Origin of the sequence: Promicromonospora sp. NPDC023805, from assembly GCF_040639635.1 — a bacterium.
Taxonomy (GTDB): Bacteria; Actinomycetota; Actinomycetes; order Actinomycetales; family Cellulomonadaceae; genus Promicromonospora.
In genome coordinates, this window is sequence record NZ_JBFAAH010000005.1 from 207,952 (window position 1) to 220,174 (window position 12,223).

A 12,223-nucleotide genomic window follows, 5' to 3' on the forward strand; every position below is an offset into this window, starting at 1 on the left:
AGACTGCGGAGTGTGGCCGGGCTGATCAGACGCGAGGACGTGGACCAGGTCCGCGAGCGCGCGCGGATCGACGAGATCGTCTCGGCGCACGTGACCCTCAAGCCCGCCGGGGTGGGCGCGCTGGTGGGTCTGTGCCCCTTCCACGACGAGCGCAGCCCCAGCTTCAACGTGCGGCCCAGCGTCGGGCGGTACCACTGCTTCGGCTGTGGTGAGGGCGGCGACGTCATCGAGTTCGTCATGAAGATGGACGGGCTGAGCTTCACCGAGGCCGTCGAGTACCTCGCGGGCAAGACCGGCGTGCAGCTGCGCTACGAGGAGGGCGGCTCCGCCCGTCCGCGCGAGGAGCCGGGCAAGCGGCAGCGTCTGCTGGAGGCCAACAAGGTTGCCGCCGAGTTCTTCGCCGAGCAGCTCATGGGGCCGGACGCCGCCGCGGCGCGCGCTTTCCTGGCCGAGCGCAGCTTCGACCGGTCGGACGCCGAGCTGTTCGGCGTCGGGTTCGCGCCCAAGGGCTGGGACGCGCTGCAGCGCCACCTCCAGGGCAGGGGTTTCACGCAGCCGGAGCTGGTCGCGAGCGGGCTGATGTCGCAGGGCCAGCGCGGTATCTACGACCGCTTCCGCGGCCGGGTCATGTGGCCCATCCGTGACGTGACGGGCGCGGTGATCGGCTTCGGCGCGCGCCGCCTGTTCGAGGACGACCAGGGGCCCAAGTACCTGAACACCCCCGAGACCAGCCTCTACAAGAAGTCGCACGTGCTGTACGGGATCGACCTCGCCAAGCGGGAGATCGCCAAGGGCAAGCGTGTGGTGGTGGTCGAGGGGTACACGGACGTCATGGCCGCGCACCTGTCGGGCGTGACGACGGCGGTGGCCACGTGCGGCACGGCCTTCGGCGCCGACCACGCCAAGGTGGTGCGCCGCCTGCTCGGTGACACGACGGCGGGCGGCGGCATGCAGCTCGCGTCCGGCGGGACCGTGGGCGGCGAGATCATCTTCACGTTCGACGGCGACGCGGCAGGCCAGAAGGCCGCCGAGCGTGCATACGGCGAGGACCAGCGGTTCTTCGCGCAGACGTACGTCGCCGTCGCTGACGGCGGCATGGACCCGTGCGACCTGCGCATGGCCAACGGCCCCGAGGCGGTGCGCGCGCTGGTGGACGGCCGCAAGCCCCTGTTCGCGTTCGTGATCCAGGCCAAGATCAAGCAGTTCGACCTGAACACCGTCGAGGGCCGCGTCTCCGCGGTGCGAGCGGCGGCGCCGGAGATCGCGGGGATCCGCGACCGTAGCCAGCAGGACGGCTACACGCGCGAGGTAGCAGGATGGATCGGCACCGAGATCGACGAGATGCGGCGTGAGGTCGCCCGCGTCGCGTCTACCCCGTCGCTGCGCCGCGCACCCGGCGGGCAGGACGGCGATCGCAGGTCTTCCGGCGCGCCGGGCGCCGACAGGGCGCGGGCCGGTGGGACCCAGCCTGGCGGGCCGGCCGGCCCGGAGGAGCGTCCGGCGACGGGCGGCGTGCAGCAGCTGCCCGTCCCCGACCCGCGCGACCCCGTGGCCCGCGACGAGCGCCTCACCCTGGTCGCCGTCCTGCAGTACCCGCAGCACGTGCCGGCGTCCTTCGATGCGCTCGGCGAGGACGCCTTCTCCGTACCCGCCTGGCGGGCCGTGCACACGGCGATCCGCGCGGCCGGGGGAGCCGCGGCTGGGCGGGACGTGTCCGCGGCGCAGTGGGTGGGCGCCGTGCTGGAGCAGGCCTCGGAGACGGTGGCGGGGATCGTCACGCAGCTCTCGGTGGCGTCCCTCCCGGAGGACCGGGAGGGGGCAGTCCCCGCGTTCGTCGAGGGCGTGGTGAACCGCGTGCTCGACATGGGACTGATGCGGCGCGTCGCCGACGCACGGAGCCGCCTGCAGCGCCTGGACCCCTCGGACGCGGAGACCTACCAGGCGGCGTTCGCCGAGCTCCTGGCGATCGAGGCGAAACGCCGCACCCTCCGCGAGGCCACGAACGCCTGACCCGCCAACCCGTTGAGTGCTGGATATTCGCCCCTGGAGCGGCCCGGAAAGGGCAGATATGCAGCACTCAACGAGTGGTCAGGCGGGGTGGTCGCGGGTGAGGAGCTCGCCGTCCAGCGACGCGGCCGCCACCAGGCCCGACGCCGCTGCCGTGAGTACCGACGCCATCGGCATCGGCAGGGCCGCGCTGTGCGCCATGTCGCCGGCGGCGAACACGCCGGGCACGCTCGTGCGGCCCATCGCGTCGATCTCGACGGCGCCCGACGGCAGCAGGTCCAGCCCGAGCTGCTCCGCGAACGGGGCGCGCTGGGCGAACTCGGCGGCCACGAAGATGCCGCCCGCCTCCTCCTCGGGACCCTCGGCGAACGACACGGTGGGGCACCGGCGGCGCTGCGGCTCAGCTCCTTCACGGGCTCGGTCCGGACCGCGACGCCGGCGCCGTCGAGCCGCGCGCGGATGCCCGGCTCGAGGTCGGCGCCGTCGGTCAGGACGGTCAGGCGGCTCGCGATGCGCTCCAGCAGGAACACGACGCGGGCCACGTGCGGCCCGCTGCCGAGCACCGCGACGGGCTTGCCGCTCAGCTCGTGCCCGTGGCAGTACGGGCAGACGGCGGCCACGGTGCCGAACAGCGGCTCCAGGCCCTGGATCGCCGGAAGCGTGTCGCACATCCCGGTCGTGAGCACGACGGCGCGGGTCGCGAACAGGGCCGCGCCGTCGACGTCGGCGGTGAGCTCGACCCGGAAGCCTGCGCCGTCCGGCACGACGGCGGACGCCGCCGTCTCCCGGACCGTCACTGTCGCGTAGGCGGCGAGCTCGGCGCGGGCTGCGGCCCGGAACTCGGCGGGCGGCGTGCCGTCGTGCGTCACGAAGTTGTGCATGTGCTCTGACTTCATGTCGACATGAAGTCAAGCGTCGCGTCTCACGCCGTCGGCCGCGCGTCCCTCGGGTTGTCGCGGGGGAGCAGCAGCACCGTCCCGATCATCAGCGCGGCGGTGCCCACCACGCACCAGAACACCAGGTGCACGGCGGTGGCCAGGCCCGGTCCGTCGGGCGTCCCGTCCGGCCCGACGGTGGTCACGGCGTTCACCACCGCGCCGAGCGCGGCGACACCCACCGCCTGCCCGATCGACCGGGAGAACATGTTGGTCGCCGTCACCGCGCCGCGCTCGCTCCAGCCCACGCTGTGCTGCGCGGCCAGCAGCGTCGGCACGGCGACCAGGCCCATGCCCAGCCCGATCACGAAGACGGCCACCGAGATGTGCCACACCCGGGACCCGGGGCCGAGGGGCAGCGTGAGCAGGGCGCCGAGCAGGACGATCACGGCGCCGATGACGGCGGTCCAGCGGAACCCGATGGCCAGGTAGATCCGCCCCGACAGGGTGGCCGCCAGCGGCCAGCCCACCAGGAGTGCGGCCAGCGCGAACCCCGCCACAAGCGGCCCGACGCTGAGCACGCCCTGCGCATAGATCGGCACGTACGTGGACAGCCCGAGCGTGATGACGCCGACGCCCAGCCCGGCCGCCGTCGACGCGCCGACCACCCGGCGCCGCAGCAGCCCGAGGTCGAAGATCGGGTGCGCGCTCCGGCGGGCGGACACCGCGAACCCCGCGAGCAGCACCACCGAGGCGCCGAAGATCCCGACCGACTCCAGCGATACCCAGCCCCAGGCGTGCCCACCCTCGAGCAGGCCCAGCACCAGGGCCGTGCTGCCGCCGGTCAGGAGGGCGGCGCCGAGGTAGTCGATCGGCTCGCGCTCACCCTCCCGCGCCTTCTCCTGGAACCGGCGCCACAGGACGACGGCCGCCACGACCGCGATCGGCACGTTGACCCAGAAGATCCAGCGCCAGCTCACGAACTGGCTGAACACGCCGCCCAGCGTCGGGCCGAGCACCGACGACGCGGCCCACACGCTCGCGAGGTAGCCCTGGATCTTGGCGCGCTCGGCGAGGCTGTAGATGTCGCTGGCGATCGTCATGGACATCGGCATGATCGCGCCGGCGCCCAGACCTTGCAGCACGCGGAACCAGATGAGCGCGGGCATGCTCCAGGCGACGGCGCACAGCACCGATCCGAGCAGGAACAGACCGATGCCGACCATCATGACGCGCTTGCGTCCGAACACGTCGGCCAGCCGCCCGTACAGGGGAACGGTCACCGCCTGCGCCAGCGTGTACGCCGAGAACAGCCACGGGACCTGCTCGAACGCGCCGAGCTCGCGCGCGACGGTTGTCGAGGCGGTGGCGAGGATCGTGACGTCCAGCGCGACGAGCGCCGTCGAGAGCATCAGCGCGCCCAGGATGGGGCCGCGGTCGCCGCGCAGCCCGAGTCGCGTGTCGGCGGTGCCGGTGGACGGCGAGGTCATGGCTGGGGCTCCCGGGTGTGCTGCACGACACGTATAAAGTTGCCTGAGGCAGCACCTATTCCCGGTGCTCGGCCCCCGGCGCCTACTTCCGGCGGTTGCCCGGCAAGCCCTCGGGGACCGGTCCGTTCCCGCGGTCGGGCACCGACTCTGCGACGCGGCCGATCGTGTCCAGGAACGCGCTGACGTCGGCCTCGTCCGTGCCGATCGCGCGCCGCAGGGCGGCCCTGAGACGTATCGCTTAAACGATACGGAGCATTGTCCGGCCTTCGACGGGCTCCGAGGATCGAACGACCTGATCACTCGGAGCACCGACGAAGGAGCTGGACGTGACCCTCTACAACACACTCGGCCGGGTCCGGGCGACGGCACTGGCCGCCGTGCTGGTCCTGCTCGCGGCGGCGGCGATCGTCGTCGTGCAGCCCAACCCGCCCGCCGCCTACGCGCACGGCGGGCTCACCTACCCGGCCACCCGCACCTACGCGTGCTACGTGGACGCGCTCAGTGGCAACCCGGGCGGCGACCTGGACCCGCAGAACACCATGTGCCAGAACGCGCTGGCCGTGAACGGGAACTACCCGTTCTACAACTGGTTCGGCAACCTGCTCAGCAACGCGGACGGGAACCACCAGGAGGTGATCCCGGACGGCAACCTGTGCGGTCCCCAGGAGTCGTTCTCCGCCTTCCGCGAGCCGGGCACCCAGTGGCCGACGACGACGCTCGTCGCCGGCCAGACCATCACGTTCCAGTACAACGCCTGGGCCAAGCACCCCGGAACGTGGGCGCAGTACGTCACCAAGAACGGCTGGGACCCGGACCAGCCCCTGGCCTGGGACGACCTCGAGGCGGTGCCGTTCAACGAGGTGACGAACCCGCCGCTGCGCCCGGGCGGCCCGCAGGGCGACGAGTACTACTGGGACGTCACGCTGCCGAACAAGTCCGGTCGCCACATCATCTACTCGATCTGGACGCGGTCGGACAGCCCGGAGGCGTTCTACAGCTGCGCCGACGTGAACTTCACCCCGGCGACCCCCACCACGCCAACACCCATCACGCCGCGATAGAACCGCGGCGAGATGGAGCCGGTGGAAAGACCACGACTGCGGGGTGTGTTGCCCTGAGTAGACGGTGTCTACCCCGCGCAACACACCCCGCAGCCCTGTACTCACCTCGGCGCCGGTCCCGCCGGCGGCGGCTCCCGCGTTACGGAACGATGTGGCCCGCCGTGCGGAACAGCTCGTACCACTCGGGGCGCGTCAGCGGCACGTCGGACCCGAGGGCTGCGCCCGCGACGCGCTCGGGGCTGGTCGTCCCGAGCACGACCTGCATCTGCGCGGGGTGGCGCGTGATCCAGGCGGTCGCGATGGCGATGGCCGGCACGTCGTACTTGGCGGCGAGCCGGTCGATCACTTCGTTCAGCTCCGGGTACTCGGGCGAGCCGAGGAACACGCCGGTGAAGAACCCGGCCTGGAACGGCGACCATGCCTGCACCGTGATGTCGTTCAGGCGGCAGTAGTCGAGGGTGCCGGAGTCGCGGCTGATCGCCTGGTCCTGTGCCAGCATGTTCGCGGCAACGCCCTGCGCCACGAGCGGCGCGTGCGTCACCGAGAGCTGGAGCTGGTTCGCGACGATCGGCTGCGAGACGGACCTGCGCAGCAGCTCCATCTGGCCCGGCGTGTGGTTGGAGACGCCGAACGAGCGCACCTTGCCCGATGCCGACAGGTCGTCGAACGCGCGCGCCACCTCGTCGGGCTCCATGAGGGCGTCCGGGCGGTGCAGCAGCAGGATGTCGATGTAGTCCGTCCCGAGCGCGGCCAGCGAGGCGTCGACCGACTCGGTGAGGTGCTCGTACGAGAAGTCGAAGTGCGTCCCCGTCTTGGTGTACACGATGCCGGCCTTGGTCTGGAGCACTATCTGCTCGCGTTCGGACGACGTCAGCTGCATCGCCTCCGCGAACCGCTTCTCGCAGCCGTGCAGGGGCGAGCCGTAGATGTCGGCGTGGTCGAAGAACGAGATGCCGGCGTCGCGGGCAGTCTTGACCAGCTCGCGCACCTCCTCGTCCGTCTTCTCCTGGATGCGCATGAGGCCGAGGACGACGTTCGGGACCGTGAGGTCGGTCCCGGGCAGGGTGAAGGTCTTCACTGAAATTTTCTCCTGTGGTGGGTGGGAAGCAGGGGGGGCTCAGGCGGCGGAGAGTCGCGCTACCTCGTCGGCGGTGAGCTCGAGCTCTGCCGCCGCGGCGGAGTCGGTGATGCTGGCGGGCCGCGAGGCCCCGGGGATCGGCACGACGACGGGCGCGAGCGCGAGCTCCCAGGCCAGGACCACCTGGTACGGGCTGACGCCGTGGTCGGCGGCGACCTCGGCGAAGGCTGCGTGGCGGGTGGCGAGCTCCCCGGCGTTGGAGATGCCGCCGAGCGGGCTCCACGGCAGGAACGCGATGCCCAGCTCGGCGCACAGCTCGAGCTCGGGCTCCGACGAGCGGAACCGCGGTGAGAACTGGTTCTGGACCGAGACGAGGCGGCCGCCGAGGATGTCCTGCGCCTGCCGGATCTGGTCCGGGTTCGCGTTGGAGATGCCGGCCATCTCGATGACGCCGTCGTCGAGCAGGTCGCGGATCGCGCCCACCGAGTCGCCGTAGGGCACGTTCGGGTCGGGCCGGTGGAACTGGTACAGGCCGATGGCCTCGACCCCGAGCCGCTTCGCGGACGCCTTCACGGCCTCCTTGAGGTACTCGGGCCGGCCGTCCTTGGTCCAGGACCCGTCGCCGGGGCGCAGGTGCCCGCCCTTGGTCGCGACGAGGACGGCGGAGGTGTCGCCGCCGTAGGCGCGCAGGCCCTCGGCGATGAGCTCCTCGTTGTGCCCGACCTCGTCGGCGTGCAGGTGGTAGGCGTCGGCGGTGTCGATAAGGGTCACGCCGGCGTCGAGGGCGGCGTGGATCGTGGCGATCGAGCGGTCACGGTCGGGGCGTCCCTCGATGGACATCGGCATGCCGCCGAGGCCGATCGCGGAGACGGCGCGGCCGCCGATATTGCGCTGCTGCATGGTTACTCCTCGTGTCGCAACGGGTTCGAACTGAGAGTAGGAAGCGATAACCTAGAAGTCCAACAACTCCTCATCATCATTCGTAGAACTGGTACTGCTTAATGGAACTGCGTCAGATGGAATACCTCGTCGCCCTCGCGGACGAACGGCAGTTCACCCGCGCCGCCGAGGTCACCGGCGTCTCCCAGTCCGGGCTGTCCGCCGCGATCCGTAACCTCGAGGTCGAGCTGGGCACCAGGCTGTTCACGCGGACCACGCGCAAGGTCGAGCCGACCGAGGCCGGCCTGGCGCTGCTGCCCTTCGCCCGTTCCATGCTCTCCTCGGCGACCGAAGCTCGCGACGCGGTGGTGCAGGTCTCCCGCGAGCTCGCGGGAACGCTGCGGGTCGGGGCGGAGCAGTGCCTCGGCTTCGTCGACGTCGGCTCCCTGCTCGAACGGTTCCACCGCCGCTACCCGCGGGTGGAGATCGCGTTCACCCAGGCGGGCTCGCACGAGCTGCTGGCAGGGGTGCGCGACGGCGACCTCGACGCCGCGTTCGTCGCGACGTCGGACCATGTGGGCGTGCTGCCGCGCGCCGTCCTGGGCCGGGAGCCGGTGGTGCTCCTGTGCCCGCCGGAGCACCGGTACGCGTCCCGTCCGGCGGTGGACCGGGCCGAGCTCGGCGGCGAGAGCTTCATCGACTTCCACCCCTCCTGGGCGATCCGCCGGATGAACGACGAGGCGCTCGGCGCGCGCGGCGTGCACCGCCTGGTGCGGTTCACCGTCAACGACGTGCACACGCTGATCGACCTGATCAACCGCGGGCTCGGCGTAGCGCTCGTGCCGCGGCACGTCGCGGCCAAGCCGGAGGCCGGGGGGCTGGCAGTGGTCCCGCTGCTGCCGGACGGCGGGGCGGACTGGGTGGTCTCGGTCGTCACCAACTCGGGGGAGCGCCAGGACTCGCCCGCCCCGCACCTGCTGGAGCTGCTCGACGACGCCTCGGTGCCCGCTGCCTGAGCCTCGGGCGGATCAGGCGCGGTCGTGGAGGCCGCGCCGGAAGTCGGTCGGGCTGCAGGAATGGACGCTGCGGAACTGGCGCGAGAAGTAGAACGGGTCGGGGTAGCCGACCGACCGCGCGATGTCGGCGACGGGCAGCTCGGTCGTGATCAGCAGCTCGCACGCCCGCGCCATCCGCAGCCGTTTGGCGTACTCGACCACGCCACCGCCCGTCGCCGCCCGGAACCGGGCCGAGAAGTGCGACGTGCTCAGGCCGAACCGGCGGGCGAGCGCGGCCACGTCGACCACGGTGTCCAGGTGCGTGCGCAGGTACTCCTGCGCGGCGCGGACCGGCTCGCCCCGCACCGGGCTGCCCGCCGCGGCGTCGGCCCCGATCTGGGCGAGCACCGACCAGCCGGCCCCCGCGCAGCGCAGCAGGCTGGGGTAGGTCTCGTCGGTCTCCAGCGCCTGGACCACGCGTTCGAGGTCGGCGACGACGCGGACCAGATCGTGCACCTCGACCACCGCTACGTCGTCCGGCCCGGCGCGTGTGGCGAGGTCACGCTCGAACTCGCCGGCGTCGGGCCCACGGGCGTGCATCCACCAGATCGTCCATGGGTCGTCGTCATCCGCCCAGTACTCGTGGGCCACCCCGGCAGGGATGACCAGGGCCTCCGCTGCCGAGATCCGGTGCAGGCCGCCGGGTGTGCGGCACCAGCCGCGCCCGGCGGAGGAGACGATGACGATGGTCCCGATCGCGCCGTGCTTGCGGACCCGGCCGTGGTTGGCCGCATGCGGAAAATAGCCCGCGTCCGTGACCAGCAGCCGCGACGTGGGGCCGGCCTCCACGGCCGCGCGGACCACGGTGGTCGGCAGCACCCGTAGGCGCTGTCCGGGGAAGCCGTCGCGGATTCGCACCCCTGGAGCGTAGCCTCACCGGCCCGGCGACGTCAGCAGGGGGAGCATCGGCAAGGATCGTCGGATCATCCAGGCAAGTGAGTCGATACGTCGCTTCCGGCGTCGGCCCCTGGTTCGTACCGTCGATCACATGCTCGATGTGGAGTCAGCGCTTGAACTGCCCGACCTTCCCGACCGGCCCGACGACCTGGCCGGCCGGGCCGCGGCCGCCTGGGAGGCGCCGCTCACCCTGACCACCTACGAACCCCTGCCCCCAGACCGGTTCCCCGCGTACCTGGACCGGCGGGTCTATCAGGGCTCGTCGGGGCGGGTGTATCCGCTCCCGTTTCACCACCAGATCGCCGACGAGCCCCACCAGCGGGCCTGGCGCGCGGTGCACCTGGAGAACGAGTGGCTGCGGATCGTGGTGCTGCCGGAGCTCGGCGGTCGCATCCACGCGGCCCGGGAACGCCGCACCGGCCAGGACTTCTTCTGGACCAACCCCGTGATCAAGCCCGCACTGGTCGGCCTGGCGGGCCCGTGGGTGGCGGGCGGCGTCGAGTTCAACTGGCCCCAGCACCACCGCCCGGCGACCTACCTGCCGGTGGACGCCGAGATCGAGGAGGAGCCGGACGGCGCCGTCGTCGTCTGGTGCTCCGACCACGACCCGTTCACGCGGATGAAGGGCATGCACGGCGTACGGCTGCGCCCCGACAGCGCCGTGCTGGAGCTGACGGTGCGGCTCTACAACCGCACGGAGCTGCCGCAGTCGTTCCTGTGGTGGGCCAACGTCGCGGCCAAGGTGGACGACGACTACCAGTCCTTCTTCCCGCATGACGTCACGTACGTGGCCGACCATGCGCGGCGCGCGATCACCGCGTTCCCGCACGCCGACCGGCCCTACTACGGCGTCGACTACCCGGCGCTCGCGGACGAGGTGCGTACGGCGGCCGACGGCGCCGGGCTCGCCGGCGACCAGCTCGACTGGTACCGCAACATCCCGGTGCCGACGTCGTACATGTGCCTGGCGAGCGGCGAGGAGTTCTTCGGCGGGTACGACCACGCGGCCCGCCTCGGCTTCGTGCACGTGGCGGACCGCGCGCTCTCGCCCGGGAAGAAGCAGTGGACCTGGGGCAACGCCCCGTTCGGGCACGCCTGGGACGAGAACCTGGCCGACGACGGCTCGCACTACGTCGAGCTGATGGCCGGCGTCTTCACGGACAACCAGCCCGACTTCGCGCACCTCGCGCCGGGCGAGACCAAGGTGTTCTCCCAGTTCTGGTACCCGTTCCGCGAGGTCGGCCCGGTGGACCGGGCCACGCTCGATGCCGCCGTCCGCCTGGAGCGGCTGGCGACACGTACTGGCACGACGGCGCGGACCGGCGTCGTCGTGCCGCGTCCCTTGGCGGGGATCGAGGTGACGTTGTCGGACGGCGACCGCGTCCTGGCGACCGACGTCGTGGACGCCGACCCGGCGCACCCGGTGCAGCTCGCGCACGACCTGCTCGCGGGGACGGGGCCGCTCACGGTGACGGTCGCCCACGAGGGGCGGGTGCTGGTCACCTGGGCCGAGCCTGCCACGCCGGCGGACGGGTCCCTCGAGATCCCCGAGCCCGCTCCCGCCCAGGAGCCGCCCGCGCCAGAGGAGGTCGGCAGCGTCGAGGAGCTGGCGCTGATCGCCGCGCACCTCGAGCTGTACCGGCACGCCACCCGCGCCCCCGAGCCCTACTGGCACGAGGCCCTGCGCCGGGACCCCGGGCAGACGGACAGCCTGATCGGACTCGCGCGGCGCGCCTACGCCGCGGGCGGCTTCGCGGAGGCCGCCGAGCACCTCGAACGCGCCGTCGGGCGCCTGACCAGGCTGCACCGCAGCCCCCGCGACACCACCGCCATCTACCTGCTGGGCCTGGTGCGCGAGGAGCTCGGCGACGACGTCGGCGCCTACGAGGCCTACGCACAGGCCGCCTGGGCGCGAGCCTGGCGGGCCCCCGCCGGCTACCGGATGGCCCGCCTCGACGCGCGCGCCGGCCGACATGAACAAGCCCTGGCGCGGCTCGCCGACGTGCGCCGCACCGAGCCGGAGCACCTGCAGGCGCTCGCGCTCGCCGTGGTGTGCCACCGCCGGGCGGGGCAGGACGAGGCTGCCGCCTCCGTGCTGGCCGCGGCCCGTGCGCTCGACCCGCTCGACGCCTGGCTGCGGCACCTGGACGGGCTGCCCGCGAGCGGCGACGCCCAGACGCTCCTGGACGTCGCGATCGAGCTCGCCGGGGCGGGGGAGCACGACGCCGCGCTGGATTGCCTGGCCGACGCAGAACGTCGAGAGGACCACCGGCCGGCGGGCCAGACCGCCGTCCGGCCGCTGCTGGCCTACCACCGCGCGCACGTGCTGCGGCTCGCGGGTCGCGCCGCCGACGCCGCAGCGGAGCGGGTCCGGGCCCGCACCCTCGACACGACCTGGTGCTTTCCCGGCCGGCTCGCCGACGCGGCGGTGCTCCAGGAGGCGGCCGACGCCGAACCCGGCGACGCCGTCGCCCGGTCGCTGCTGGGGCACTGGACGTACGCCGCCGGACGCCGCGCGGACGCCCTGGCGCTCTGGCGCGAGGCCGTGGCGCTGGACCCGGCCGACGCCGTCGCCTGGCGGAACATCGGCCTGGGCGCCGTCAACCACGAGCGCGACCTGACCGCGGCCCGCGACGCCTATGTCCGGGCGTGCGCCGCCGCGCCGGGCGATGCCCGCTTGCTGTACGAGAGTGACCAGCTCGCCGCGCTGCTGGGCGCGAGCCCCGCGGACCGCCTGGCCGCGCTGATGGCGTCGGATGACCATGCAGCTGCTGCCAGCCAGGGGTGGCGGATTCATACGGTCAGTGCAATAGCGCTGATCGAGGGAGAGTCTGCTGATGGTGTCGTCGGGTGTGCGGTGGCCGGTCGAGGTCCGACGTCG

The 12,223-nt window shown here is 72.5% G+C and carries 10 protein-coding genes; 5 read left to right on the forward strand and 5 right to left on the reverse strand.

What is annotated here, in order from left to right:
- Window positions 1-12: 12 nt before the first annotated feature.
- On the forward strand, window positions 13-2,010 hold the full coding sequence (gene dnaG, locus AB0F70_RS08270; RefSeq protein WP_357445971.1) for a DNA primase: 1,998 nt from the start codon (window positions 13-15) through the stop codon (window positions 2,008-2,010).
- A gap of 78 nt (window positions 2,011-2,088) precedes the next feature.
- On the opposite strand, the gene AB0F70_RS08275 is transcribed toward dnaG, so the two are convergent.
- Window positions 2,089-2,382, reverse strand: coding sequence for an FAD-dependent oxidoreductase (locus tag AB0F70_RS08275; protein WP_357445974.1), 294 nt, complete (start codon window positions 2,380-2,382; stop codon window positions 2,089-2,091).
- A gap of 135 nt (window positions 2,383-2,517) precedes the next feature.
- Between AB0F70_RS08275 and AB0F70_RS08280 the strand changes: the two genes are divergently transcribed.
- On the forward strand, window positions 2,518-2,814 hold the full coding sequence (locus AB0F70_RS08280) for a hypothetical protein (protein ID WP_357445977.1): 297 nt from the start codon (window positions 2,518-2,520) through the stop codon (window positions 2,812-2,814).
- A gap of 115 nt (window positions 2,815-2,929) precedes the next feature.
- On the opposite strand, the gene AB0F70_RS08285 is transcribed toward AB0F70_RS08280, so the two are convergent.
- The gene (locus AB0F70_RS08285; RefSeq protein ID WP_357445980.1) at window positions 2,930-4,372 is read right to left on the reverse strand and encodes an MFS transporter; all 1,443 of its coding nucleotides are present in this window, start codon (window positions 4,370-4,372) and stop codon (window positions 2,930-2,932) included.
- Window positions 4,373-4,698: 326 nt separating this feature from the next.
- Here AB0F70_RS08285 and AB0F70_RS08290 point away from each other — a divergent pair, with 326 nt between their 5' ends.
- Window positions 4,699-5,433: a lytic polysaccharide monooxygenase gene (locus AB0F70_RS08290; RefSeq protein ID WP_357445983.1), complete on the forward strand. Its 735-nt coding sequence runs from the start codon at window positions 4,699-4,701 to the stop codon at window positions 5,431-5,433.
- Window positions 5,434-5,572: 139 nt separating this feature from the next.
- On the opposite strand, the gene AB0F70_RS08295 is transcribed toward AB0F70_RS08290, so the two are convergent.
- Together AB0F70_RS08295 and AB0F70_RS08300 are read right to left on the reverse strand one after the other, a co-directional pair.
- Window positions 5,573-6,511 carry an aldo/keto reductase gene (locus AB0F70_RS08295; RefSeq protein WP_357445986.1) on the reverse strand — a complete coding sequence of 313 codons (939 nt, stop codon included), beginning with the start codon at window positions 6,509-6,511 and terminating at the stop codon, window positions 5,573-5,575.
- Window positions 6,512-6,550: 39 nt separating this feature from the next.
- Complete coding sequence (locus tag AB0F70_RS08300) at window positions 6,551-7,411, reverse strand: aldo/keto reductase (RefSeq protein ID WP_357445989.1); 861 nt, start codon at window positions 7,409-7,411, stop codon at window positions 6,551-6,553.
- 116 nt (window positions 7,412-7,527) lie between these two features.
- Here AB0F70_RS08300 and AB0F70_RS08305 point away from each other — a divergent pair, with 116 nt between their 5' ends.
- The gene (locus tag AB0F70_RS08305) at window positions 7,528-8,406 is read left to right on the forward strand and encodes a LysR family transcriptional regulator (RefSeq protein ID WP_357445992.1); all 879 of its coding nucleotides are present in this window, start codon (window positions 7,528-7,530) and stop codon (window positions 8,404-8,406) included.
- Between the two features lie 12 nt (window positions 8,407-8,418).
- Here AB0F70_RS08305 and AB0F70_RS08310 read toward each other — a convergent pair whose 3' ends face one another.
- Window positions 8,419-9,303: an AraC family transcriptional regulator gene (locus AB0F70_RS08310; protein ID WP_357445995.1), complete on the reverse strand. Its 885-nt coding sequence runs from the start codon at window positions 9,301-9,303 to the stop codon at window positions 8,419-8,421.
- Window positions 9,304-9,433: 130 nt separating this feature from the next.
- On the opposite strand from AB0F70_RS08310, the gene AB0F70_RS08315 reads away from it, so the two are divergent.
- Window positions 9,434-12,223 (forward strand): DUF5107 domain-containing protein (locus tag AB0F70_RS08315; RefSeq protein WP_357445998.1); only part of this gene is annotated, 2,790 nt, incomplete at its 3' end.